This window comes from Limnohabitans rimovensis (SeqCode) (assembly GCF_965234775.1).
In the GTDB taxonomy this organism is placed as follows: domain Bacteria; phylum Pseudomonadota; class Gammaproteobacteria; order Burkholderiales; family Burkholderiaceae_C; genus Limnohabitans; species Limnohabitans rimovensis.
This window is the reverse complement of sequence record NZ_OZ248567.1, coordinates 16,303-41,796: the sequence shown is the minus strand read 5'-3', so window position 1 is coordinate 41,796 and position 25,494 is coordinate 16,303. Positions and strand designations below refer to the sequence as shown.

General features: G+C 62.0%; 23 protein-coding genes. 6 read left to right on the top strand and 17 right to left on the bottom strand.

Annotation, left to right across the window (positions count from 1 at the left end; genetic code table 11):
• The first annotated feature begins 8 nt into the window (after positions 1-8).
• From pufM to AC8GFZ_RS12115, 6 genes are read left to right on the top strand one after another with little or no spacing between them, the layout of a single operon-like run.
• On the top strand, positions 9-986 hold the full coding sequence (pufM, locus tag AC8GFZ_RS12140; RefSeq protein ID WP_506645159.1) for a photosynthetic reaction center subunit M: 978 nt from the start codon (positions 9-11) through the stop codon (positions 984-986).
• The gene (gene pufC, locus AC8GFZ_RS12135; RefSeq protein ID WP_506645158.1) at positions 983-2,017 is read left to right on the top strand and encodes a photosynthetic reaction center cytochrome PufC; all 1,035 of its coding nucleotides are present in this window, start codon (positions 983-985) and stop codon (positions 2,015-2,017) included. The genes pufM and pufC overlap by 4 nt, the downstream gene beginning before the upstream one ends.
• A gap of 40 nt (positions 2,018-2,057) precedes the next feature.
• Complete coding sequence (locus tag AC8GFZ_RS12130; protein WP_506645157.1) at positions 2,058-2,849, top strand: hypothetical protein; 792 nt, start codon at positions 2,058-2,060, stop codon at positions 2,847-2,849.
• Entirely contained in the window at positions 2,842-4,377 is a 1,536-nt protein-coding gene (gene crtD, locus AC8GFZ_RS12125) for a 1-hydroxycarotenoid 3,4-desaturase CrtD (protein WP_506645156.1), read from the top strand. The genes AC8GFZ_RS12130 and crtD overlap by 8 nt, the downstream gene beginning before the upstream one ends.
• Complete coding sequence (locus tag AC8GFZ_RS12120; RefSeq protein ID WP_506645333.1) at positions 4,374-5,240, top strand: carotenoid 1,2-hydratase family protein; 867 nt, start codon at positions 4,374-4,376, stop codon at positions 5,238-5,240. Before crtD ends, AC8GFZ_RS12120 begins: the two co-directional genes overlap by 4 nt.
• Before the next feature lie 7 nt (positions 5,241-5,247).
• Positions 5,248-5,526: a hypothetical protein gene (locus AC8GFZ_RS12115; RefSeq protein WP_506645155.1), complete on the top strand. Its 279-nt coding sequence runs from the start codon at positions 5,248-5,250 to the stop codon at positions 5,524-5,526.
• A gap of 15 nt (positions 5,527-5,541) precedes the next feature.
• Here the strand turns inward: AC8GFZ_RS12115 and AC8GFZ_RS12110 are convergent, their stop codons facing one another.
• The 17 genes from AC8GFZ_RS12110 to bchF form a co-directional block, all read right to left on the bottom strand.
• The gene (locus AC8GFZ_RS12110; RefSeq protein WP_506645154.1) at positions 5,542-7,047 is read right to left on the bottom strand and encodes an amidohydrolase family protein; all 1,506 of its coding nucleotides are present in this window, start codon (positions 7,045-7,047) and stop codon (positions 5,542-5,544) included.
• Positions 7,048-7,077: 30 nt separating this feature from the next.
• Positions 7,078-7,695, bottom strand: coding sequence for a nitrile hydratase subunit beta (nthB, locus tag AC8GFZ_RS12105; RefSeq protein WP_506645153.1), 618 nt, complete (start codon positions 7,693-7,695; stop codon positions 7,078-7,080).
• 4 nt (positions 7,696-7,699) lie between these two features.
• Complete coding sequence (locus tag AC8GFZ_RS12100; RefSeq protein WP_506645152.1) at positions 7,700-8,287, bottom strand: nitrile hydratase subunit alpha; 588 nt, start codon at positions 8,285-8,287, stop codon at positions 7,700-7,702.
• A gap of 123 nt (positions 8,288-8,410) precedes the next feature.
• On the bottom strand, positions 8,411-9,496 hold the full coding sequence (locus AC8GFZ_RS12095; RefSeq protein ID WP_506645151.1) for a phytoene/squalene synthase family protein: 1,086 nt from the start codon (positions 9,494-9,496) through the stop codon (positions 8,411-8,413).
• Positions 9,477-11,021: a phytoene desaturase family protein gene (gene crtI, locus AC8GFZ_RS12090; protein ID WP_506645150.1), complete on the bottom strand. Its 1,545-nt coding sequence runs from the start codon at positions 11,019-11,021 to the stop codon at positions 9,477-9,479. Before crtI ends, AC8GFZ_RS12095 begins: the two co-directional genes overlap by 20 nt.
• Positions 11,018-11,872, bottom strand: coding sequence for a putative photosynthetic complex assembly protein PuhE (gene puhE / locus AC8GFZ_RS12085; RefSeq protein WP_506645149.1), 855 nt, complete (start codon positions 11,870-11,872; stop codon positions 11,018-11,020). Before puhE ends, crtI begins: the two co-directional genes overlap by 4 nt.
• Before the next feature lie 31 nt (positions 11,873-11,903).
• Complete coding sequence (gene acsF, locus AC8GFZ_RS12080; RefSeq protein ID WP_506645148.1) at positions 11,904-13,019, bottom strand: magnesium-protoporphyrin IX monomethyl ester (oxidative) cyclase; 1,116 nt, start codon at positions 13,017-13,019, stop codon at positions 11,904-11,906.
• Between the two features lie 8 nt (positions 13,020-13,027).
• Positions 13,028-13,507 (bottom strand): photosynthetic complex assembly protein PuhC, encoded by a 480-nt coding sequence (gene puhC / locus AC8GFZ_RS12075; RefSeq protein WP_506645147.1) that lies wholly within the window; start codon positions 13,505-13,507, stop codon positions 13,028-13,030.
• A 2-nt stretch (positions 13,508-13,509) separates the two neighbouring features.
• The gene (gene puhB, locus AC8GFZ_RS12070) at positions 13,510-14,190 is read right to left on the bottom strand and encodes a photosynthetic complex putative assembly protein PuhB (RefSeq protein ID WP_506645146.1); all 681 of its coding nucleotides are present in this window, start codon (positions 14,188-14,190) and stop codon (positions 13,510-13,512) included.
• The gene (gene puhA, locus AC8GFZ_RS12065; RefSeq protein ID WP_506645145.1) at positions 14,187-14,948 is read right to left on the bottom strand and encodes a photosynthetic reaction center subunit H; all 762 of its coding nucleotides are present in this window, start codon (positions 14,946-14,948) and stop codon (positions 14,187-14,189) included. The genes puhB and puhA overlap by 4 nt, the downstream gene beginning before the upstream one ends.
• 28 nt (positions 14,949-14,976) lie before the next feature.
• Complete coding sequence (locus AC8GFZ_RS12060) at positions 14,977-16,413, bottom strand: BCD family MFS transporter (protein WP_506645144.1); 1,437 nt, start codon at positions 16,411-16,413, stop codon at positions 14,977-14,979.
• Positions 16,410-17,135, bottom strand: a complete 726-nt coding sequence (bchM, locus tag AC8GFZ_RS12055) for a magnesium protoporphyrin IX methyltransferase (RefSeq protein WP_506645143.1) — start codon at positions 17,133-17,135, stop codon at positions 16,410-16,412. Before bchM ends, AC8GFZ_RS12060 begins: the two co-directional genes overlap by 4 nt.
• Before the next feature lies 1 nt (position 17,136).
• The gene (gene bchL, locus AC8GFZ_RS12050; protein WP_506645142.1) at positions 17,137-18,048 is read right to left on the bottom strand and encodes a ferredoxin:protochlorophyllide reductase (ATP-dependent) iron-sulfur ATP-binding protein; all 912 of its coding nucleotides are present in this window, start codon (positions 18,046-18,048) and stop codon (positions 17,137-17,139) included.
• Positions 18,045-21,836: a magnesium chelatase subunit H gene (locus tag AC8GFZ_RS12045; protein ID WP_506645141.1), complete on the bottom strand. Its 3,792-nt coding sequence runs from the start codon at positions 21,834-21,836 to the stop codon at positions 18,045-18,047. Before AC8GFZ_RS12045 ends, bchL begins: the two co-directional genes overlap by 4 nt.
• Positions 21,811-23,403 (bottom strand): ferredoxin:protochlorophyllide reductase (ATP-dependent) subunit B, encoded by a 1,593-nt coding sequence (bchB, locus tag AC8GFZ_RS12040; protein WP_506645140.1) that lies wholly within the window; start codon positions 23,401-23,403, stop codon positions 21,811-21,813. The genes AC8GFZ_RS12045 and bchB overlap by 26 nt, the downstream gene beginning before the upstream one ends.
• An 11-nt stretch (positions 23,404-23,414) precedes the next feature.
• The gene (locus tag AC8GFZ_RS12035; protein ID WP_506645139.1) at positions 23,415-24,698 is read right to left on the bottom strand and encodes a ferredoxin:protochlorophyllide reductase (ATP-dependent) subunit N; all 1,284 of its coding nucleotides are present in this window, start codon (positions 24,696-24,698) and stop codon (positions 23,415-23,417) included.
• Entirely contained in the window at positions 24,695-25,231 is a 537-nt protein-coding gene (bchF, locus tag AC8GFZ_RS12030; RefSeq protein ID WP_506645138.1) for a 2-vinyl bacteriochlorophyllide hydratase, read from the bottom strand. The genes AC8GFZ_RS12035 and bchF overlap by 4 nt, the downstream gene beginning before the upstream one ends.
• Positions 25,232-25,494 lie beyond the last annotated feature (263 nt).

The window sequence follows — 25,494 nt, the reverse complement described above, 5'->3', positions numbered from 1 at the left end:
AGATAAACATGCCGCAATACCAAAACCTATTCACCGCTGTCCAAGCCACCGGACCCACCCAAAGTGGCGTGCCGATTGAAAACGGCGAGCACGAGCGCGCGCTCAAGCCCTTTTTCCTGCACTTGCTGGGTCGCATTGGCAATGCACAAATCGGCCCCATCTACCTGGGCGGTTTGGGCCTGGCCTCGCTCATCCTGGGCACCTTGGCTTTCAACATCATTGGCTTCAACATGTTGGCTTCGGTCAACTGGGACCCGATCCAATTTGTGCGCCAGCTGTTTTGGCTGGCCCTGGAACCACCAGCGCCGGTGTATGGCCTGAGTTTTCCGCCGATGAATGAAGGCGGCTGGTGGTTGCTCACTGGTTTGTTCCTCACCGCCTCGTTGTTTTTTTGGTGGGCGCGCATGTACCGCCGCGCCAAGGCCTTGGGCCTGGGCATGCACATCCCTTGGGCCTTTGCCGCTGCGCTGTGGTTGTACCTCGTGCTTGGCTTTTTCCGCCCCATTTTGATGGGCTCATGGAGCGAGGCCGTGCCCTTTGGCATCTTCCCGCACCTGGACTGGACAGCCGCGTTTTCGCTGCGCTACGGCAACCTGTTCTACAACCCCTTCCATGCCTTGTCGATTGTCTTTTTGTATGGTTCGGTGCTGTTGTTTGCCATGCACGGGGCGACCATCTTGGCCGTGACCCGCTATGGCGGCGAGCGCGAGATCGAGCAAATCGTTGACCGTGGCACGGCGTCTGAGCGCGCAGCCTTGTTCTGGCGTTGGACCATGGGCTTCAACGCCACCATGGAATCCATTCACCGCTGGGCCTGGTGGTTTGCGGTGCTGTGCCCCATCACCGGTGGCATCGGTATCTTGCTCACCGGCACTGTTGTCGATAACTGGTATTTGTGGGCGGTCAAGCACGGCGTGGCACCCCCGTACCCTGTGGTGTTTCCAGTCGTGGTCGACCCGGCCACTGTGATGGGGGTCAAGCCATGATCAAAGCCCTGTTTCTCAAAGGTCTGGCCTTGGCCAGTGTGGTCTTGCTCAGCGCGTGTGAGCGCCCTGTCATGGACTCTGTGCAGCGCGGTTACCGTGGCACGGGCATGGTGCAGGTGTACAACCCGCGCATCATCGAACAAAACGAAGAGTTGCACGCCGCTCCCGTGGCCTTGCCACCGGCATCGGCCGATGGTCCCAAGGCGGGCAAGGTCTATCAAAACGTCAAGGTACTGGGCGACTTGAGTGTGGCCCAGTTCACCCAACTCATGGTCTCCATGACCAATTGGGTGGCGCCCACCGAGGGCTGTGCCTACTGCCACAACCCCGCCAACTTTGCCGAAGAAGGGAAGTACACCAAGGTGGTGGCGCGGCGCATGATCGAGATGACGCAGCACATCAACAGCGGTTGGAAAAACCACGTTGCTGAAACTGGCGTCACTTGCTACACCTGTCACCGCGGTCAACCGGTGCCGTCGCAAATTTGGTTCAAAGAGCCGCCCCAAGCCAATGGCGCTGACTTCATCGGTGGGCGCGCTGGGCAAAACTTGGCAGCGAAAAGTGTGGGTCTGAGCTCCTTGCCCAGTGATCCATTCACCCCGTTCTTGCTTGACAGCTTGGACATCCGGGTCAATGGCGACACCGCCTTGCCCAGTGGCAACCGCCACTCCATCAAGCAAGCCGAATGGACCTATGGTTTGATGACCCACATGTCCACTGCCTTGGGGGTCAACTGCACCTATTGCCACAACTCGCGTTCGTTCTCCAGCTGGGAGGGCAACCCACCCCAGCGGGCCACGGCATGGCACGGTATCCGCATGGCGCGCGAGCTCAACCTCAACTACCTCGAGCCCCTCACAGCCACCTTCCCAAGCCAGCGCAAGGGTGAGATGGGCGACGTGGCCAAGCTCAATTGCGCCACCTGCCACCAAGGTGCGTACAAACCGCTCAACGGCGCACCAATGATCAAAAACCACCCCGAGTTGGTGGGCAAGCCGGCCCCTGCCCAAGTGGCTGCGGTCAAGCGCTGATCGGTCTCTTGGCCAAGCCGGGCACCCTGGGCTTGCGGCCATGAGTGATGTGGATCCACCCACTGCTACCCTCTCGGGCGTGGTGGTGGTTTTGTTGGTGGACTTTTTGCGCCAGCACCGAGCCTGGGGCTGGATGCGAATGGTCCAAGGCCCCTCGGCCTTGAAAAACACCCCCGGCCTGTTGTTCGCCAAAGTGATGGGCAGTGGCCATGACGGTGGCTTTGGCTTGCGCCCCAGTGCCAGCCACCAAGGCTGGGTATGCCTGTTTGACACCCATGCCCATGCGCGTGCTTTTTTGGCGGGCCCGCATGTGATGGCCTACCGTGAGCGCGCCCGTGAATACTGGACCGGCTTGATGGCCGTGGGTAGCAGCCGTGGCCAATGGGACGGACAGGCCTGGGAGGCCAGCCCCGCCTGGGAGGTTCAAGCCGCAGACGCGTCTGCCGCGCCAAGCCCCACACGCCAAGCGCCCGTGTTGGCCACCCTCACCCGGGCCAGCATCCGTGCGGCCAGCGCCATGTCGTTTTGGCGCCATGCCCCGGCTGCGCAAGACAGCCTGGCCCAAGCGCAAGGTTGCATGTTGGCCATGGGCTTGGGTGAAGCGCCGCTGGTGCGCCAGTGCACCTTCAGTTTGTGGCGCGACGAAAAAAGCATGCACGACTACGCCCGCCAAGGGGCGCACCAACAAGCCATTCAAGCGGCGTACAAACACAACTTTTTCACCGAATCGATGTTTGTGCGCATGCGCGTGCTGGACATGCAAGGCGTGTGGTTGGGGCGTGCCTATGGCAACCCCGCTGCCTATCCAAGCCCAGAAAGCGCCCATGTCTGAACCGGGTGTGGTGGTGGTGGGCGCAGGCATGGCGGGCTTGGTCAGCGCCTTGCTTCTGGCCCAGCGCGGGGTGCGCGTCACAGTGGTGGATTCAGCCGACAACCCTGGCGGAAAAATGCGCCAATTGCAGGTGGATGGCGCAGCCATCGACAGTGGGCCCACGGTGTTCACCATGCGCTGGGTGTTTGACCGCATCTTTGATGCCGCTGGCACCAGTCTGGCCCGCGAGCTGAGCATCTCACCCTTGTCGGTGCTGGCGCGCCACGCGTGGGCCGATGGCTCGCGCCTGGACTTGCATGCCGACCCGCTGCAATCCATCCAGGCGGTGGCCGAATTTGCCGGGCCCGACGAGGCCCAGCGCTTTGAGCGCTTTTGCCAGCAAGCCCGATTGGTGCACGACACCTTGGAGGGGCCATTCATCCGCTCGCCCTCGCCCACGCTGTTGCAAATGGCGCGCGCCTTGGGTCCATCGGGTTTGCGCGTGTTGCTGGGCATGGGCGTGATGCCCAGTTTGTGGCGCAGCCTGGGCCAGCATTTCCGCGACCCACGTTTGCAGCAGTTGTTTGGGCGTTATGCCACCTACTGCGGCTCGTCACCTTGGCAAGCCCCAGCCACCTTGATGCTCATTGCCCAAGTGGAGATGGACGGCGTGTGGTCGGTGCATGGCGGCATGCATGCGCTGGCCCAGTGCCTGGCCCGTTTGGGGGCGCAGCGCGGTGTGCAGTTTCGCTACGGTCAATCGGTGCGCCGCATTCGCCTGTCGCAAGGCCGCGCTTGCGGGGTGCAACTGGCCAGCGGCGAGGCATTGGATGCCCAAGCGGTGGTGTTCAACGGCGATGTGGCGGCGTTGCGTGACGGTTTGTTGGGTGAGGGCGATCTGTCCCGGGCCGTCAAGGGCCAGGCCCCAGAACGTTCTCTGTCGGCCATCACCTGGTCGATCAATGCGCCCACCAGCGGCTTTGCCCTGGAGCGCCACAATGTGTTTTTCCAAGACGACTACGCCAGCGAATTCACCGACATCTTTGACCGCGCGCGGCTGCCCCACAAGCCCACGGTGTATGTGTGTGCCCAAGACCGGGGACTCGCCGACACCCCCACAGGGCCCGAGCGGCTGCTGTGCCTGGTCAATGCCCCCGCGCTGGGCGACAGCGACACCATCACCCCGGAGGCGATCGACCAATGCGAGCAAGCCAGTTTCCAATGGCTCCAGCGTTGTGGCCTGCAAGTGAGCTTGCAATCCCACAACCACGTGCGCACCACGCCAGCGCAATTCCACCAGCTGTTTCCGGCGACCGGCGGGGCCTTGTATGGCCAGGCGACCCACGGTTGGATGTCGGCCTTTGCACGCTCCAACTCGGCCAGCCGCATCCCGGGCCTGTTTTTGGCGGGGGGCAGCGTGCACCCGGGGCCGGGGGTGCCGATGGCAGCGCTGTCGGGCCAACTGGCGGCCGAGGCCGTGATGGCGCACCGCGCTTTGACCAAGCGGTATCACCCGGTGCTTACCTCTGGTGGTATGTCGACGCCCTGAGCGATGACGGCCAATGGGGCCTGAGCATCATCGCCTTTGTCGGCAGCGTGTTCTCGCCTTATTACGCCTGGGCGCGGCGCAATGGCGGACAACCCGTCCCAGACAACCATTGCGCCCTCAATGTGGCCTTGTACAGCCGGGGCGCCAAGCGCTGGACCATGACCGAGCGCGGCCAGCGCCACAACGCCCGCAGTGCCGAGCGCTTTGTCATTGGGCCGAGCCAATTGCATTGGGACGGCGCGGCTTTGCACATCGACATCGACGAGGTGGGCGTGCCCATCCCACACCGCGTGCGCGGGCGCGTGACTGTGCACCCGCAGCAGTTGTTTGACTTCAGCACGCCCTTGGACAAGCTGGGGCGTCACCGCTGGGGCCCGCTGGCACCGCACGCCCGGGTGGAGGTGGCGTTGCAACACCCGGCCCAGCGCTGGAGCGGCCACGCCTATTTGGATTCGAACGAAGGCGACGAACCGATTGACACACCCTTCACCGAATGGGACTGGTCACGCAGCCCGATGAAAGACGGCAGCACGGCGGTGCTCTACGACGTGCAGGCCAAGGACGGCTCCGACACCTTGCTGGCCCTGCGCTTCACACCGCAAGGGCGCATCGAGCCCTTTGACGCGCCGCCACGCCAAGCACTGCCGCGCACCGCCTGGGGTTTGGCGCGGCGCATGCGCAGCCCACAAGCGGTGCGCATCGCGCAGCAACTGGAAGACACCCCGTTTTACCAACGCGCCGTGTTGCAAAGCGAATTGCTGGGCGAGACGGTGCACAGCTTTCACGAAACCTTGAACGTGCCGCGCTTGGTCGCTCCCATCGTGCAAGCCATGCTGCCCTGGCGCATGCCCCGGCGAAGTTGAGGCACCCATGAACATGCCTGCCAGCTTGGTGGACGCGGTGATCGCTTTCACCGTCATGGAGTTTGTGATTTTGGTTTGGCGCCACCAGCGCACCGGTCGCGGCTTGGGCGCGGTGGAGCTGGCCACCGGCCTGGCCCCGGGGCTGTGCCTGATGATCGCCCTGCGCCTGGCCGATGTGCCCGAGTTGCCCCTGCCTGCCGTTCTCGCCCTGGCGGGCGCCGGCCTGGCCCATGCCTGGGACTTTCGGCGGCGGTTTGCGCAGGCGGATGCAGGGCGACAGGGCTGAGGGCTGTCTAAGCCCTCACGCCCGTTGCATATACCCATACCGCAAGTTGGTGCGGCCTACGCCGTGCAAGTCGTATTCAGCGCGGGCCAGGGCCACGGGGTCGCCGTCCAGCGCGGCGCGTTGTTGCGCGGTGTAGCCATACAAGCGCGCTGAGTTACCGCCGAAGATGGCGTTTTTCACCGGGCCGTCGGCTGCGCCCAGGGGGGCAAAGCCGTACTTTTCTTGCATCTGCGCTGGGATTTCCAAGCGCCGCAGGCCTTCGATTTGCCACTGTGGCGCGCCGGTCCACACCGCGTCCGAGCCCCACACGATGTGGTCGGCGCCCAAGCCTTTGACCAGTTGGCCCATCATGGCTGCACACAAGCGCGGTTCGGCCAAGGTGCTTTGGGCAAATATTTGGCCCAGGTCGCCGTACACGTTTTGCACGCCGTACTTTTGCGGGATGTCGGCCAGGTCGGTGACCCAGTCGATGCGCCCGGTTTGCTCAAACTGATCCCAGCCCGTTTTTTGGGCACCACCAGTGAAGCGAAACCCCGAGTGGTAAATGATGAAGTTCAGCTCAGGGAAGTCTTTGGCCGCTTTGCCCACGTCGCGCACGTCCGCGTAATGCAGCAAGTGCGGAAATTGCTGGGTGGTGGAGGGCGGGAACAGACCTTTGTGCACACACACATTGGCCAGGCTGGGCTTGGCTTTGCTCCACTTGACCAACTTTTCATAAAACGGGTAGAGCAGTTTTTCGTCGTCCAAATGCCAGGGGTGGCGCGACAAATGTTTGTTGGTGTTGTCGCCAATGGTGTAGCCCTTGAACGAGTCGGGCTTCAAGGTTTCGTGGTCTTGCTCGACTTTTTCCAGCCAGCCCGGCATGCCGGGCATGAAGATGGCGTGCGAGAACATGCGCTGGCTGCCCGCTTGTTGGTTGACATGGCTGCGCGCTTGCGCCTTCATCTCGTTGGTCAAAAACCAGTCACGCAGATCTTCTGAGCCCGAGCCGGATATGAGCGCCACCTTGGTGTCGCTGTCGAGGTAAATTTCTTTGAAGTAGTTGGCAAACTTCAAGTCGTCCAGGGTTTGCGGTTTGTTCACCAGGGTGGGGTTCCAGCCCGCTCTGCCCACCGCTTCGCGCGACCGCACAAAGCCTTCGAGCCGGGTGTCGTCGCGCAAAAAGTGGGTGTGCATGTCCATGATGAACTGGCCCTTGAGCGCGTTGGCTCGGGCATTGGCCATTTCGGGGGTTTGTGCTTCGGCGCGGCTGACCATATACAGCGGGCCGTAGGTTTCGTTCATGGCCAAATAAGCGGCGGCCATGCCAGCAGCGCCTTGGAAAAACCGGCGCCGGGAAATGCCTTGTTTTTTGGCCAGTTCGCTGCCCAGCCGTTTGATGCGGGCTTCAAACTCGCGCTGCCGGGGCGTTTGGGCGGCGGGGAAAAACTCGTCGCTGGAGACCGACTGGGTGGGTATGGGTGAGCGAAATTTGGCGCGCTCGGCTGGAATGAGCTTTGCGATCTCGTCGGGTGTCAGCATCGGGGTCTCCTGCTGGGTGTGGGGCCCGCCTCAGGGCGCTGGGATCAGATAACTTTGGAACAGGCCCACATGCACAAACGCGTTGTCGGCCGCGTCGGGCCACAGCTCGGCGCTGTGGAAACGCACGTCATAGGTGGGCTCGTCGTGAGATGGCACGCCGTGGGCGTGCGCGTCGGGGAAGGGATAGGCCGGCGAGATGTGCACCACCACGCCGGTTTTGCCCCGGATATAGCCGGGTGCACGCACATGGCCGCCCACATGCTCAAGCCGCACTTGCACCTGGTCGCCTATGCGGAATGTGTGCGCATCGGCGGCATTGCTGCGCCCGGCACCCAAAGGCAGGGCCAGCGGAAAGCGGCCACCAGCGCGTTGCTCCAAATCGCTCAAACTGAGCACGCCCTTTTCCACGCACAGGGTGGCCAGGCTGGTCAGGGTGCGCTCGTAATAGCCCGCGCTCATGTAATGGCGCGGCTCCATGCGCTCAATGGCGTGGCGGTATTCGTCCATGTTGAAGATGCCGGCACGCACCGCCACACCGTAGAGGGCATTGATGCGTTTTTCCCATTCCTCATGGAACACCGCTGCATCGGTGCTGTGCACCACGGGCCCAAAGCCTTGCCGGCCACCGAGGTCGTGCACGCCGTCCATGCGCTTACAACCGGGTCACGCCAATCATGGCGTCTTTGCTGACGATGGCGGCCAATTGCGCCTCGCTCCAACCCTGGGTATGGGCTGGTCGGTGGGGCAACACCATGTAGCGGGTGTCGGCGGTGGTGTCCCACACCCGCAGTTCCATGGTGTCGGGCAGGTCCAGGCCCATTTCACGCAGCACGCTGCGCGATTCGCGCACGATTCGGGCGCGGTAGTTCAGGTCTTTGTACCAATCCGGTGGCAGGCCAATGACGGTGAAGGCGGTGCACGAGCACAAAGTACAGCAAATCACGTTGTGCACCGATGCCGTGTTTTCCAGCACCACCAAATGGCGGTGGTGGGGCGGCAAGTCGATGCCCAATTCGGCCACAGCAGCTTTGCCGTTGGCCAACAGCCGCTGGCGAAAAGCGTCGTCGACCCAGGCCTTGGCCACCACGCGCGCGCCGCGCTCGGGCAGCCACAGGTCTTCGGCGTTGTGCACCCCTAGCTCAATGCCGGCTTTGGCGTCCAGGCCATGGGCTTGCAGGGCCGCTTCAATGGCGGCGGCGCGTTGCGGCAGGGAGGCGATGGCGGGTGCGTGGGTTGTCATCGGGGGGACGCTCAGTGGGGTGCGGTGTGCCAGTATATGGCGACCTGCCGGATTCACGGCACACGGCACACCCGGGTGTGTGCCCAGTGGGTGTGGCCATTGGACACGGCGCTGCTGCGCGGATCAGCTGTGGCGCGCCAGTGTGGTGGGTGGTGTGGCCTGGCGTTCGCGCTCCAGGCGCTCGAACAAGGACAGCATCCATTCGATGCGGTCGACCAAGTTGCGGTTGGGGTAGCCATCGGGCAGCGACTCGCTCAGCGGTTGGGCCGCCTCGCAAGCTTGCACCAAATAAGCGATCGCGGGGAGGGGTGGCACATTGGGTGTGCGATGGCTCAGGGCAGCGGGCCAGGTGGCCATGCACTGGGCTTGTCCCAACAAAGCCAGCTTGCGGGTGCTGCCCACCACAGCACGGTGGGCCACGGGGTTGAGGCCGTCACGGCGCAGTTGGTGGCCGATTTCGGCATAAATCAAACGCGCAGCCCAAATCGCGGCCCGGCAATCGCGCGGCAAATAGCCGATGCCTTGGCTGGACAGGTTGTACAAACGGTCGGCTTCGTCTAAGACGCGCGTGATCACACTTTGCAAAGCGGGGGTGCACACCGGCTCGGCCAAGAAGGCAGAGGGGTCAATGCCAGCCTCGCGCAGCCAAGCGCGGGGCAGGTACAGGCGGCCATTGCGCGCGTCTTCGCCGACATCGCGGCAAATGTTGGTGAGTTGCATGGCCACACCCAGTTCGCAGGCGCGGGCCAAGGCTTGCGGGTGTCGCACCCCCATGATCCAGCACATCATGGCGCCCACGGCGCCCGCCACCCGGGCGCCATAGGCGTGGGTGTCGGCAATGGTTTCGTAATGGCGGCCTTGTGCGTCCCAAGCAAAACCATCGAGCAAAGCGTCGAGCAAGGCACGGGGCAGTTGATGCTGGTGCACCACCAAGGCCAAGGCTTGGTCTTCCAAGTTGGCCAGGGGTTGGCCTTGGTAAATTTTGTTCAGCCGGTGTTGCAACTCTTGCAGGCCCAGTTCGGGAGACTCGCCGTCGTCCACCACATCGTCGGCCACACGGCAAAAGGCATACAGGGCCACGGATGCCGAGCGCATGCGCTGGGGCAACAAGCGGCTGGCGGCAAAAAACGACTTGGAGCCACCGCGCATCAGCGCCACGCAGGCGTCGAGGTCGTAGGGCGGGGCAGTTTCAGTGGAACGCATCAACATGGGGGACCACCTCTTGCAGCATCTTGGCCGACATCAACACACTGGGGACACCCGCGCCGGGCTGGCTGCTGGCACCGACCATGAACAAATTTTTCACATCTTCGCTGCGGTTGTGTGGCCGAAACCAGGCACTTTGCAGCAAGATGGGCTCGAGCCCAAAGCCCGCACCCTTGTACGACCACAAGCGGTCTTGAAAGTCTTGTGGCGTGCTCACTTTGGAGCTGACCACATGCTGCTTCAAGTCGGGCAGCACACTGTCTTGCAGCACGCTGGCAATGGCGTCGCGGTATTGATCGCTGATGGTCGGCCAGTCGGTGCCGCTGCTCAGATTGGGCACCACCGACAAAGCGTAAAACGTGTCGCAACCGGCAGGGGCCAAAGATGGGTCGGTCGCCGTGGGGCGGTACAGGTACAGGCTGAAGTCTTTGGACAGCTTGTGGTTTTTAAAGATGTCTTGCAACAAACCTTTGTAGCGCGGTCCCAACACCATCATGTGGTGCGGCACATCGGTGTATTGGCGGTTGGTGCCAAAGTACCAGACAAACAAACCCGATGAATAGTTACCTTTGGCAATGCGCTGGTCGCTCCAATGGCGCCGGTGCTGTGGCTCTATCAGGTGTTGGTACGTCCAGGCGGCGTCGCCATTGCTGACCACGATGTCGGCGGGTACAACCTCGCCGCCGTCCAAGACCACGCCGGTGGCGGTGCCGTTGTCCACTTGAATGCGAGTGACAGCGGTGTTGTAGCGGATGGGAATGTGGCGCTCTTGCAGCAAGTTCACCAAGGCTTGCACGATGGCACCCGTGCCGCCCATGGCCGAGTGCACGCCCCAGCGCCGTTCCAAGATGTGGATCAGCGAGTAAATGCAGGTGACTGAAAACGGGTTGCCACCGATGAGCAAGGGGTGAAAGCTCATGACGATGCGCAGCTTGGGGTGCTGAATGTGCTGGGCCACCAGGCTGTGGATGGAGCGCCAGGCTTGCATGCGCGCCAAGTTGGGCAAGGCCTTGATGACATCGGTGATGGACTCAAAGGCGACCATGCCCAACTCTTGAAAGCCCAACTCAAAGCAGCGCTCGGAGGCCTTCATCAGATTTTGAAAGCCTTGCACATCGGCCGGGTTGAGGGCGGCGATTTGCGCCAACATGGCTGCGTCGTCGTTGCTGTAATCAAAGTGCGTGCCGTCGTCAAAGCGGATGCGGTAGAAGGGGGCCATCAAGCGCAAGTCGACATGGTCTTTCATGTCTTTGCCGCACAGGGTGAACAACTCTTCGATCAAGTGCGGCAAGGTGATGATGGTCGGGCCCGCGTCGAAGGTGAAGCCGTCTTGCTTGTGCACATAAGCGCGGCCGCCCGCCATGTCGAGCTTTTCAAACATCTTGACTTGGTAGCCCTTGACGCTGAGCCGGATGGCAGCGGCCAAGCCACCAAAGCCCGTGCCAATGATGATGGCGCGGGGCCGCCGATCGACACTCTCGGCCACCGGTGTGGCTTGTAACCACTGTGGGGGGGTCGGCGCATTCATGGTTTGTCTCCTTGCGGCAGCAAGGCCGCAGGGGCCAGGGTGGCGCTGGGTGCGATGCGGTGCAAGGGCTGCACAAAGCCTGCATCATGGCGGTGCGACATGGCCCAACCCCACAACTTTTGCAGCGGCACGGGGAACATCATCAACACATGTTCCAAGATGGCCAAACCCAACAGGGAAGCCAGCAACACCCAGCCGGCGGTGAGCGCCACCACCCCTTGTTGGGCCTGCCACACCAGCCACAACCAAGCACCGCTGGAGACGGCGACCGTGGCGTAAAAAAACAGGCTCACCCGGCCTTGCTTGAAGTAGCTGCCCAGGTAGGTCAAGTGGCTGGGCAGGTATTGCAATCCCACTTCAGGCACACCAAAAAACAAATTCAGCTTGGCGCTCACCCGCATGCACCACAGCAGCGCAAAGGTGCACAGCGCCACATGGTTGGGCTGGTCGATTTGCATCCACCACAACAACCCAAAATTGAGCAACAGGGCCAGTTCGTGGTGCAACACCACTTGCACCGATTGCTGCAAGCGCTGCCAGCCGGTTGCCGATGCGTCCAGTGGCACCCGCCGAGAACCGGTGAGGCGGCCCGATAAAAAGGCCATCTCATGCCAGGCCCACATCACAATCACGCTGCCAAAACCCAAGTAGGCATTGGCCACGCTTTGGGATTGCATGCTGACCCAACTGCCCCACAGGCCCAGTATCAGCAACACACCCAAAAACCCCAAACTGGCGCCAAAGGTGTGTGCCGGTCTGCGCACCAGCCACAAGATCACGCCCGTTCCCAGCCACCAGCACAGCAGCGCAAAAACGGCGGCAAAAATCAGCGATTGGGACAGGTCGTGCATGGTGTGGACAAGGTGTCGGTTGTGCCGGGCATCACCAAGCGGGAACCATGCGCACTTGGGCTGGCAAGGTGTTTTCTTTGACGGGCAAGAAGAACAAACGGGCAAAGGTCAGGCCAGCGGAGAGGACCGCCGTAGCTTGACCCCAGAGGCCCAGCAAGCCACCGCGCTCTTTGGCCCGGGCTTGTGCCACGGCACACACGAGCAAGCGCTCCATGCAGGCGCGAAAGCGCGGGTCGTCGCTGTCGACTTCAATCGGAAACACCTGGCGGCAAATTTCTGAGGTGATGCGAAACACCTCGTAGTCGTACTCGGTGGAGTGCAAGCCCATGGCTTCGTGCAACAAGGGGCGCATGTGGTCGCGCACATACATGGTGGCGTACACCGCCAAGATGAAAAAGCGGATCCACCAGCGGTTGACGCCTTGCAGCAACTTGGGGTCGGCGCGCATGATCAGGGCAAACGATTCGCCGTGGCGGAACTCGTCGTTGCACCAACGCTCAAACCAGCGAAAGATGGGGTGAAAGCGCTTGTCGGGATTTTTCTCGAGCTGGCGAAAAATGGTGATGTAGCGGGCGTAGCCAATTTTTTCGGACAAATAAGTCGCGTAAAAAATGTATTTCGGCTTGAAGAAGGTGTATTTTTTCGAGCGCTTGAGTTGGCCCAAATCGATGCCGAGGTTGAAGTCCTTGAGCGACTGGTTGATGAAGCCGGCATGGCGCGACTCGTCACGCGCCATATAGGTCATCAGTTGTTTGATGTCGGGGTTGCTGACTTGTTTGCGGATTTCGTTGTACAAAATGCAACCCGAAAACTCAGAGGTCAGTGAACTGATCAAAAAGTCCAAAAATTCTTGCCGCATCTCGGGCGAGAGCTGGGGCATGAGGGTGCGCACCTCTTCGGCAAATGCGGCATCGCGTTGAAAGTGGTCGTGGTTGTTGTCGCCCTCGTACTCTTTCATCATGGCGTCCCACTCGGCCCGCACCGAGCTGATGTCGAGCCGGTCAAAGGCGGGAAAGTCGGTGGTGTAAAAGCGCGGGCTCAGCACCGTGTTGTTGACCGCTTTGCGGTTGGCGTCTTCAGCGCTTTCGACAGAGCCAATCAGGCCTTCGAGGTGGTCGTAGTCAACCGAGGTGTTGGACAAGCTCATGGGGGGTCCTATCGCGAAATGGTGTTTGGTGTGAGCGGGTCTTGCAGCAACTGGGCAAACAAGCCCGCGTTGGTGGGGCCAAATGACTCCAGGTCCAAACGCATTTGCGTGGCCGGGTCGATCAGTGTCAAGCGCCCATCGGTGCGCGCATGTAATTCAAATGGCTGCTGAGGTCCAATATCGCGGCGCTTGCGCTCGCGGGCCATGGCGCGCAAAGCACCACGCACAAAGCCTTGCTCGCCACTGAAGCGCGCCAACTCGCTGCCATCTTGGGCATTGACCACACCGATATCGCCGTTGTCCAAATCGGAGAAATGTAGCAATCGCACTTGTTGGCTGGGTGAGTCTGCGTAACGGATGTCAACGCCGCTGTAACGCACCACGGCCACCAGGGTCAGGGTGACGAGCATCACCAGGCCCAGCACCAAGGCGATGTGCTTGGGCAGAATCTGTCGCGGCATGGGCGGGTTGGGGGAGGTGGTGTCCATGTTCAAGCCCACTGGGTTTGCACGCCCTGGGGTGTGCTGTTGGCGGGAGCGAGCGTTGCTGCTGGTGCGGCCATCGGGCTGTTGCGCAAGACCGACCAAGCTTGGGCCAATACGCGGCCTGCTTCAGAGGCGTTGGCCACACAGCGCAAGCTTGGCTGCGGGTGCTTCATGTGCCAGGGACGGTTGTGGGGCCACAAATGCACCCAACCAATGCGGTCACTGCGGTTGAGTTGCAGCGAAATGTCGCCCACCCCTTGGTCGTTCCACAAACGCACATCGGCTGCGTCGATGCGTGCATAGGGCAGGTTGTAGGTCAGGGTCAGGGCAATGCCGTAGCGCATGACCACCCGCCGATCGGTGATGGTGTAGAGCGCATTGCGTGCCGACATCCAGGCGCTGCCCAGCAGCAGACCCAAGCCCATCACGGCCAGCGAAGCGCTGATGGACAAGGACTGCACCATGGCCGAGGCGTCGCCGCCTTGCTCCCACAAGTAGGCGGCTTGCCACAACCACATGGCGGCAAAGTACAGCGCCACTTTGCGCACATGAAACACATGCCAGGCCATGGCACGCCACTGCGGTGCGCCTTGCCACAGGATTTTTTCCCGCGCTGGCAGCGGCTCGGGCAAGCCTGGGCTGGCCTCGAAGTCGTATTCGTGCTCGTGACCGTGCGAATGGTTCACAGCGGTGGCTCCAAGCGGCTGGGCTCGGCATACAGCAAACCAGCACCAAAGTAGCCCATGATTTTTTCTTCTTCCAGCAAGGTGATTTCTTGTGCCGATTTCGTTGCGGGCACATTGGCAAATTGGTGCGCCATCAAGGCATACACAAACAGGCCGTGGGCCTTGATGCGGGCGAAGTTGATCGGCATGAGCACGCGGCGCCCGCCGTTGGGCAGATCGATTTCGACATAGCGAAACATCATCTCGGCGGTGTCTATCCACAGGTCGCTCACGGTGCCAGCCACCTCGCCATCGGCACCATACACGGGCAGGCCGCGCGGGTCGGTGTCTTGGTGCGCCACGCCGTGGTCTGCAACGGTGCGCAGCGGCAAGATCAAGGGGTTGCCGTGCAGGTCGCGGTCCGGGTGGTCGGCTCGCTGCGCCCAAGCCCCGGGGCCCACGCCTGCGAGCAAGGGATCGCCCACGGGTTCAATCGGGGAGCCACCCCAGAGTTGGGTGTTTTGGCTCTTGTATTGGCCGTCAGGGCGGTTGAAGTCGGGGGCTTGCACTTCATGGCCGTTGGACAGCTTGTAGGTTTTGGGATCGGGAATCGGCCAGCCGGTGACCACCGGGCCGTCTTCGCGGCCGGTGTCCATGGGGTAGCCCTCGCGGTGGTTCTCGCGCACGAGGTAATAAATCAGGCCCGCAAAAAATGCCCAAAAGGCGTACAACACGAGTTGGGCCACATCGATGTACTGGGTAATAGCGCCTGTTTCCATGGTCTTCTCCTCAAAAAATAGGTTGTGATCAGCCGGGCAGCTCAACCAGGCCGAAGTGGGATGGGGGTGTGCTGCGGCGGGCCACTTGGTTGCGCACCAAGGGTCCCAGGGCCACCAGCACCACAAACAGCAAGTAAATTTCGACGTGGTACACAAAGCTGTACCCCGTGGCGGGCATGTTCAGGCTGTGGCCCAGCCAATCGTGGATGGCCAATTGGTTGACCAGGTCGCGCAGCACGCCACCGGCGGCCATGGCCAAGCCCGCGGCGGTGGCTTGCACCGCGCCCCAGGCACCGAGCACCAAGCCGGCTTGATCCCCTTGGGCCATGTTCATGGCGCACACCAACATGCCCACTGAAAAGAACCCGCCGCCCAAGCCTACCAACAGGGCGCCGGTTTGGAACAACAGGGGCGCTTGCAGCGGTGCTGAAAAAATCACACAGGCAAAAGCGGGCAGCCCGATCAAGGCACCCATTCCAGCCAAGCGGCAGGGGTCGATGCCACGCGCCAGCCCGCGGGCCGACAGGGCAAAGGCCAGCAATGAGCCGCCGGCACTCAAGGCGGTCAGGCTGCTGGTCATGCCCACGTTGAGGCCCAAAATTTCGCCGCCATAGGGCTCGAGGATGATGTCTTGCATGCCAAAAGCGGCGGTGCCCAGGCCCAGCGCCCACAGGTAGCGGTTCATGTGCGGCATGGCCATCAGGCGTTGCCATGACATGGAAAAACCGTTTTGAGCGCGCTGACCGCGCTTGGCCCCGCGCGCCTCTTGCTTCCACAGCGACAACAGGTTCAAAACCGCCACCGCCACGGCCGAGCCTTGCACCACTTGGATCAGGCGCACGCTGCCAAAGTCAGCCAACAAGGCACCAAAGGCCGCACTGCTGACCACCATGCCCAGCAGCAGCATGCTGTAGAGCAAGGCCACCACGCGGGGGCGTTTGTCAACGCTGGACAAATCGGTGGCCAAGGCCATGCCCGCGGTTTGCGTGACTTGCATGCCTGCGCCCACCAACACAAATGACAAAGCCGCGCCCATGCGGCCCAGCCATAGGTTGTCGGGCGTGGCCTCAGACAGCAGCAACAAAGCAAACGGCATGATGGCCAAGCCACCAAACAGCAGCAAGGTGCCAATCCATAAATAGGGGATGCGGCGCAGGCCCAGCGCTGATGGGTGGGTGTCGCTGCGGTAGCCGATCAGGGCGCGCAGGGGCGCAAACACGAGGGGCATGGCCACGGCCACCGCCACCCACCAAGCGGGCACTTGCAGCTCAACAATCATCACCCGGTTCAAGGTGCCGACCAACAACGCGGTGGTCAGGCCAATGGCAAACTGAAACAAAGACAGACGCAGCAAACGTCCCAGGGGCAACTCGGGCGAGGCCGCATCGGCAAACGGCATGAAGCGCGTGCCAAAGGCCGACACCCAGGCCGGTGGCCGAAACAGTTGGCGCCAAGAACCGATCATGTGCGCTTCCACTCCCACGCTTGCGAGGTGTAGAACCCGCTGGAGACACGCTGCATGTGGCCGGGCCGCCAGCCGTGCTCACGCACCGCGCGCTCGATGTACACATGTAAGGTGGTTTTGCGAATTGGGGCCAATTGTGGCGAGCGGTCGCTGCGCGGGAACAAGCGCCCCATGGCATGGGCCACAGCCAACAGCGGCGAGTGCGGTGCAAAGGTGAACAGCACCGAATGGCGGGTGCGCTTGGTCAAGGACTCCACTGCGTTGGCAATGGTTTGGGTGTCGTAGTGGATGAGTGAATCCATGCACACCACATGGTCGAAGTCGCCGTGCTCTGCCGAGAGCATGTCACCGGCCAAAAACGTGATGCTGCCGCCTTTGGCGCTGAGCGTGGGGTCGGTGAGCAGGTCTTGCGCATGGCGATCGCGGGCCAAGTTGACCAAGGTGGGCGAGAGGTCAATCGCCAGCACCTCGGCGCCGCGGCGCATGGCCTCTTGCGCCAAGGCACCGGTGCCGCAACCGGCATCGAGCAAGCGCAGACCGCGCATGTCCTCGGGCAGCCACGACAACAAGGTGTGGCGCATCTGGTCGCGGCCCTTGCGCACGGTGGCGCGGATGCGCCCCACGGGTGCGTTGGAGGTCAACACCTCCCAAGCTTTGGCAGCGGTGCGATCGAAATAGTGTTCGATCTCACCGCGCCGTGCGACGTAGCTGGCTTGGTTCATGTCAGTCAAATCCCAACAAATCAAAAATATCGCGGTCTTTCATGGGGATGGAAGGCAGCGGGTCGGAGCCAGCCCACAAGGCCGCAGCCAAGCGCATGTACTCGTCTTGCACGGCCTTGATGGCCGGCGTGGCTTCCAACTCAAACATGGTGCATTTCTGCAAGCGGCTTTTGCGGATTTCGTCGAGCATGGGGAAATGCGCCATGTTTTTCAAACCGGTGACGGCGTTGTACTTGTCGACTTGGTCGGTGTCGTCGCTGCGGTTGACGATCACGCCGCCCAAACGCACGTTGTAGTTTTTCGACTTGGCACCGATGGCTTGCACGATGCGGTTCATGGCGAAGATGGAGTCAAAGTCGTTGGCAGTGACGATCAAGGCGCGGTCGGCGTGTTGCAGGGGGGCTGCAAAACCACCGCACACCACATCGCCCAGCACATCAAAGATGACCACGTCGGTGTCTTCCAGCAAATGGTGCTCTTTCAAGAGCTTGACGGTTTGCCCCACCACATAGCCGCCGCAGCCGGTGCCAGCGGGTGGGCCACCGGCCTCGACGCACATCACACCGTTGTAGCCTTGAAACACAAAGTCTTCTACGCGCAGCTCTTCGGCATGGAAGTCCACGGTTTCGAGCACATCAATCACCGTGGGCAACATTTTTTTGGTGAGCGTGAAGGTGCTGTCGTGCTTGGGGTCGCAACCAATTTGCAGCACCCGCTTGCCCAGTCTGGAAAAGGCGGCCGACAGGTTAGAAGATGTGGTGCTCTTGCCAATGCCGCCTTTGCCGTAAATGGCAAACACCTTGGCATTGCCGATCTTCACACTGGGGTCGAGCTGCACTTGCACGCTGCCCTCGCCATCGGGGCGGCCGCCGCGTTTGATTTGGCTGACGGGGATGGTGGCGGTTTCGGTCATGCGGGGGCTCCTTCTTGTATGCCTTCCAGGCGGTCTTCCAGCTCTTCGCCAGCACGGCGCAGGGCTTGGAGTGTTTCGGCATCGGGTTGCCAGTAATTGCGTTCAAAGGCTTCGATCAGGCGGTTCGCCACCCGCGCCGAAGCCGTGGGGTTGAGCTTGGCCAAACGCTCGCGCATTTGCGGATCGAGCATGAAGGTTTCGGTCAGTTGTTTGTAGACCCAGGGCTGGACTTGCCCGGTGGTGGCCGACCAGCCCATGGCATTGGTGACATGGACTTCAATTTGGCGCACGCCTTCGTAGCCCGACTCCAACATGCCCTCATACCACTTGGGGTTGAGCATGCGGGTGCGGGTTTCCAGCGCCACTTGTTCGCGCAAGGAACGCACGGTGCCGTCGCCCTTGGTTTGGTCACCGATGTAGACCGGAGGAATTTTGCCGCCCTTGGCCACTTTGACCGCTTGGGTGATGCCGCCCAGGGTGTCGAAGTAGTTGTCAACGGTGGTCACGCCCAGCTCCAGCGACTCCAGGTTTTGGTAGGTCAGTTCCACATGGCTGAGCACGCTTTGCATCAAGGCGGTGCGCGCTTCGGCGCGGCCATCGCGGCCATAGGCAAAGCCCTTGCGGCGGGTATAGGTGTCGGCCAGTTCGCCCTCGTCGGTCCACTGGCTGCTTTCAACCAAGTTGTTGACGTTGGAGCCATAAGCCCCTTCGGCATTGCCGTACACGCGCAAGGCAGCGATCTCCAAAGTGCAGCCGTGCTCTTGCTGGTAGGCCAGGGCATGGCGGCGGATGGGGTTCATGGCCAGCGGCTCGTCTTCGGCGGCTGCGGCCAAATAGGCGGCTTCGGCGAGCAGGCGAATTTGCAGGGGCATCAGGTCGCGGAAGATGCCCGACAAGGTGATCACCACATCAACGCGCGGACGGCCCAGCTCGCTCAAGGGGATGAGGGTGGCACCGGCGATGCGGCCGTAGCTGTCAAAGCGCGGCAAAGCGCCCATCAGCGCCAGGGCTTGGCCTATCGGTGCGCCTTCGCTTTTGAGGTTGTCGCTGCCCCACAACACCATGGCGATGGAGGCGGGCAGGGCGTTGCCATCTTCGATGTAACGATCCAATAAGCGCTGCGCTTGCTTGGCCCCGTCTTTGACGGCAAAGGCGCTCGGGATGCGAAACGGGTCAAAGCCATGCAGGTTGCGCCCAGTGGGCAAGACCTCAGGGGTGCGCAGCACATCGCCACCCGGAGCGGGGCGCACAAAGCGGCCATCCAAGGCATGCAAGATGGCGCTGACTTCGGTTTCGCTGGCCATCAGGTGGTTGGCTTCGATCAGCTTTTTCACCATGGCCAGGTGGCCTTCTTCGCGCGGCAGTTGCGACAGTTGCAACACCTTTTCCGCGCTGTGGCCTTGGACCAAGGCTTGAGCGGATTCGCGGCTCAGGGTTTGGCCGTGACCGGCGTCGGCCATCGACACCAGCAAGTCCATGCGCTCGGCCTCAGAGGGCGCGCGCCCGGTCACATGCAGGCCGTGGGGAATGAGGGTGTATTCCAACTCCAGCAATTGCTCGGCCAGCACCGCCACGCGGGCGTCGATGGCTGTGGGCGTGTCGTGGTTCCACAGGGGTTCGGTGTCGGCCAAATCCAGCTCAGCGGCTTGAGACTGCAGCATCAGCGCCAATTCGGGGCGCTCAGAAGCGCCGGGCTCCAGACCCCGCCAGCGGTCGATGGAAGATTTGAGTTCGGTCAATCCTTTGTACAAACCCGCTTGTGACACCGGTGGGGTGAGGTAGGAGATCAAGGTGGCGCCACTGCGGCGCTTGGCAATCGCCCCTTCGGAGGGGTTGTTCGATGCATACAGGTAGATGTTGGGCAGGTCGTGGATCAAGCGGTCGGGCCAGCAACTGCCCGACATGCCGGTTTGTTTGCCGGGCATGAACTCGAGCGCGCCGTGGGTGCCAAAGTGCAGCACGGCGTGGGCTTGAAAGTCTTCGCGCAGATAACGGTAAAAGGCCGAGAAAGCGTGCGTGGGGGCCAAGCCCTTTTGGAACAACAAGCGCATCGGGTCGCCTTCGTAGCCAAACGAGGGCTGCACACACACCAGCACATGGCCCCATTGCTTGCCCAGCACAAAAATCGATTGACCGTTGCTGAGTTGACGGCCTGGTGCGGGGCCCCACTGGGCTTCGATCTCTGACAGCCAAGGCTCGCGCCGCACATGGTCTTCGGCGGCGATCAGGTGGTGCACATTGGCGTCGGCACCGTATTGGGCGGCATTGCCGTGCAGCAAGCTGTTGCGCAAGTCATCGACGTTGGCGGGCATGTCCACGGTGTAGCCTTGCGCTTTCATGGCGGCCAAGGTGTGGAAGATGGACTCGAACACGCTCAAATAAGCGGCGCTGCCGATGTTGCCCGCGTTGGGCGGGAAGTTGAACACCACCAGCGCCAGCTTGCGCTGGGCGCGCTCGCTGCGGCGCAAGGCCACCATTTTGCTCACCCGCGCGGCCAGCATGGTGGCGCGTTCGGGGCAGGAGGCCATGTCTTGGCTGCGGTCTTGGTCGGTGAAGGTGCAGGCATGGTGGCAGCCTGAACAGGTCACGCCGGCACTGCCTGGCCGGCCGCCAAATACCATGGGGGCGACCGAGCCGTCGAGCTCGGGGATGGCCACCATGATGGTGCTCTCCACCGGCAGCAGGCCGCGCTCGGAGCTGCCCCATTCGGTGAGGGTTTGGAATTCGACGGGCTGCGCCGCGATGTAGGGCACGTCGAGTTTGGCCAGCACTTCTTCTGCGGCTTTGGAATCGTTGTAGGCGGGACCGCCCACCAGAGAAAAACCAGTGAGCGAAATCAGCGCGTCAATCGTGGGGCGGTCATTTTTAAAGAAGTATTCGTCGATGGCGGGTCGGCTGTCCAGGCCCGATGCAAAGCAGGGGATGACGCGCAATCCGCGCGCTTCGAGGGCTGCGATCACGCCGTCGTAGTGACCGGCGTTGTTGGACAACAGGTACGAGCGCAACACCAACAAACCCACCGTGCCATGGACGGGTCCTTGGGCGGGCGCGGGCAGGGCGCTGGCGTCTTCGCTGAAGCGGCCTTTCATGCGCGGGTGGTAGACGCCCATTTCCGGGTATTCAATCGGCGCCTGGGGTTTGAGCATGCCGCGCAAGTGTTTGCGCTCGCCGCTGGCGCCGCGATCGACCACATGGCGGATCAGGTTGAGCACGTTGGCATCGGAGCCGCCCAGCCAGTATTGCAAGGTCATGAAATAGGCACGCACATCTTGCGCTGTGCCGGGGATGAAGCGCAGCATTTGCGGAATGCGGCGCAGCATCTTGAGTTGGGCGGCACCACCGGTGCTGTTCTTTTCTTTTTTGCCACGCAGTTTTTTCAGCAAGGCCATGGGGCCGCTGGCCGGCTTGCCCATGTCAAAGTTGCCCAGGCGCGTCAGCTGCACCACCTCGGTGGCCGAGGCCATGCAAATCATCGCGTCGCAGCCATCGCGGCGCTCGCGCAGGGCGGGCAAGATGGGCAAAAAGTGGTCTTCCAAAAACAGCATGCCCGCCACGATGATGTGGGCTTGGGCAATGTCGGCTTTGCAGCGCTCGATGGCGGCTTCGTTGTTGGCAAATTCGGATGCGGCGTGCAAGGACAGGTGCAGGCCGGGCATTTCGCGCGCCAGGCTGTGGCGCGCACGCTCGGTGGCGCTGGCCAAATGCGTGTCCATGGTGACGATGGTCACCCGCACCGGTGTGTGGCCACCCTGGGTCACGGCGTCAGCGGCTGAAGTGGGCTTTGGCATCGTAGAGGGTCTCCACTGTGATCGTCGCCAGGCCTTGCTCGCGGGCAAAGCGTTCGGTGTTGCGGCGGGCTTTGCCGCGCACAAAAAAGGGAATCTTGTTGAGCTCTTTTTCAGCGTCCAAGGTCCAGCCGCCTGGGTTGCTGGCGGGACTGGTCGTGGCCGTGGCGGGTGCGCTGGGCGTCTCGATGGTGATGGGCTCGGCGCTGGCGGCGGTGGCTTGCAGCGTGGGGCTGGGGCGGGTCGAGCCCAGGTGCGAAGGCGCAGCGCCTTCTTTGAATTCGAAGTCTTCGCGGAACATGCCCAAAAGGTGTTCTTCCAGGCCCATCATCAGCGGGTGCACCCAGGTGTCAAACAACACATTGGCACCTTCAAAGCCCATTTGCGGCGCATAGCGGGCGGGAAAATCTTGCACATGGATGGGCGCGGAGATGACGGCGCAGGGGATGCCATGGCGCTTGGCAATGTGGCGCTCCATTTGCGTGCCCAAAATCAACTCGGGCTGGAGCTCGGTGATTTGCGTCTCGACTGCCAAGTAGTCGTCGCTGATCAGCGCTTCCACCCCGTAGAGCTTGGCCGCATCGCGCACCTCGCGGGCAAATTCGCGGCTGTAGGTACCCAGGCCCACCACTTCAAAGCCCATTTCTTGGCTGGCCACACGCGCTGCGGCGATGGCGTGGGATGCGTCGCCAAACACATACACGCGCTTGCCGGTGAGGTAAGTGGAGTCGACCGAGCGGGCGTACCACCGGGCATGGGCGCGCTCGGGTGTGGACACATCGACGGTCAAACCCGCCAAGCCCTGCACTTCGGCAATGAAATCACGCGTGGCCCCCATGCCAATCGGCACGGTGCGGGTGAAGGGTTGTTGGTGTTGGCGCTGCAACCACTGGGCGGTGGTGTTGGCGACTTCGGGGTAGAGCACCACGTTGAAGTCGGCCTCGCCCAAGCGGGCGATGTCGGCCACGCAGGCGTTGAGGGGCGCGACCACATGCACCTGCACGCCCAGGCTTTCAATCAAGCGGGTGATTTCGATCACATCGTCGCGGTGGCGAAAGCCCATGGCGGTGGGGCCCAAGATGTTGCAGCGTGCGGGCCGGCTGCCGTCCAACGGTGTGCGCGCGGTGGTGGCGGTGGCCAAGCGGCGGGTGAGGTGATAAAAGGTTTCGGACGCGCCAAAATTTTCTTTGCGCTGGTAGGCGGGCAACTCCAAGGGCACCACCGGCACCGGCAGGTTCAGCGCCAGGGCCAAGCCACCGGGGTCGTCTTGGATCAGCTCGGCGGTGCACGAGGACCCCACCAGCATGGCTTTGGGGGCAAAGCGCTCAAAGGCGTCACGGGCAGCGGTTTTGAACAGCTCGGCGGTGTCGCCGCCGAGATCGCGTGCTTGGAAGGTGGTGTAGGTCACCGGTGGGCGGCGCGGTAAGCGCTCGATCATGGTGAACAACAAATCGGCATAGGTGTCGCCCTGGGGCGCGTGCAGCACATAGTGCACATCGCGCATGGCGGTGGCGATGCGCATGGCCCCAATGTGGGGCGGGCCTTCGTATGTCCAGAGGGTGAGTTGCATGGTGGCGTGCCTCAGGCGACCAGCTTCAGGCGGCGGGTCAGCGGGCGGCTGAACAAGCCGGCCAAGTCGCCCGCTTGTTCGTAGCCCTGGATGGGGGTGAAGACCAATTCAATGGCCCATTTGGTGGTCAGGCCTTTGGCCTCCAAGGGGTTGGCCAGGCCCAAACCACACACCACCATGTCGGGTTGGTCGGCCAGGCAGCGGTCGAGTTGTTTCTCCACGTCTTGGCCTTCGCTCAAGCGGGTGCCCGCCGGCAACCAAGCCAGCTCAGCGGCCATGTGGTTGCGGTGCAAGTAAGGGGTGCCAACTTCAACCAACTCCATGCCCAGCTCGCGGTGCAGAAAGCGCGCCAAGGGGATTTCGAGTTGTGAGTCGGGGAAGAAAAATATGCGCTTGCCTTGCAGCAGCGTGCGTTGGCGCGACAGGGCTTGCTCGGCGCGTTGGCGCGGGGCGCGGGTGACTTGTTCGAATAACGCGGGTTCCACGCCAAAAGCCGTGGCCGCGGCTTGCAACCAGGCCGTCGTGCCTTCTGCGCCGAGGGGAAAGGGTGCACCCAGGTGCTGCGCGCCCATGGACTCCAGGGCGCGGGCGGTATCGGCCAAAAAGGGTTGGGCCAGCAAAAAACGGGTGCCTGGGCCGACGGCGGGCAATTGGGTGCTGCGCCGGGGCGGGAAAAAGTCCACCGCCACGCCCATGGCCTTGAGCAGTTGGCCGAGTTGGTCTTCGACCACATCGGCCAAGGTGCCCACCACCAATAAGCGCGCTGCGCCGTCGTTGCGCTGGGGCAGGGTGGGCGCGAGCGAGGCCAAGCAAGCGTCTTCGCCTTGGGTGAAGGTGGTTTCAATGCCGCTGCCCGAATAGTTGAGCACCCGCACCGATGGCAAGTATTGGCGGGTCAAGCGCTCGGCGGCGCGCGACAAATCGAGCTTGATGACCTCAGAAGGGCATGAGCCGACCAAGAACAGCAGTTTGATGTCGGGGCGGCGTTGCAGCAACTGGCTGACCACCTTGTCGAGCTCGTCGTTGCAGTCGGCCAAGCCGGCCAGGTCGCGCTCGTCGATGATGGCGGTGCCAAAGCGCGGCTCGGCAAAAATCATCACGCCCGCAGCAGACTGAATCAGGTGGGCACAGGTGCGCGATCCCACCACCAAAAAGAAGGCATCTTGGATTTTGCGGTGCAGCCAAATGATGCCGGTCAGGCCGCAAAACACCTCGCGCTGGCCGCGCTCGATCAGCACCGGCGCATCTTGGCAGCCGGTGGCGTTGTCGCTGCGGATGGGGATCACGCTGCTCATGCGACTGCTCCTGCGCCGACCATGCCAGCGCCACTGAAGTTTTGTTTTTCACGCGCTTGTTGCAAGCGTGCAGCGCGCAGCTTCCAGATGAACTGCCCGGCGTTGATGCAGTAGGTGAAGTAAGCCAGCAAGGCCACGCTCAGTTGCTGTTGCAGGCTCATGTTTTGGTTCCACCAACCAAACAAATACAAGGTGTGCAGCGCCAGCACCAGCATGCTGAAGATGTCTTCCCACAGAAAGGCTGGGGCAAACAGGTATTGGCCAAACACCACTTTTTCCCAGATGCAGCCGGTGACCATGATGGTGTATAGCGTGAGGGTTTTGATCACCACCGACCACAGCGCCCATTGCTCACCTTCGCCCGTGGCCATGCAGCGCAGCACCAATACCAGGCTGACCAAGAACACCAAAAACTGAATCGGTGCCAACACCCCTTGCACCAGCGTCCAGGCCGTGGCATCGCGTCGGGCGCGTTGCTCGGGCGTGTAAAGGGCGGGTGGTATGGCCTTGGCGGCTGACCCAGGGTGTGACATGTTTGATTGACCTTGTGTCGAATGCGTAGGAGGCCACTTTAGGCAATGAATGCGCATCTGTCAATCAGAGTTGACGGTATATTTAGTTGACACTTATAGGGTTTTCACTATGTATATGTCATGGCAAAAATACAGACACTCAGAGGCCAAAGTTGGGATTTGTCCATGTCAATGGACGCCGATGGGGGTTTGGCCCCTCGGCATGGGCGTCTACCAAAGACAAAGGCTTGGTATTGCCGGGCGATGATTGCGGGGTATGTAGC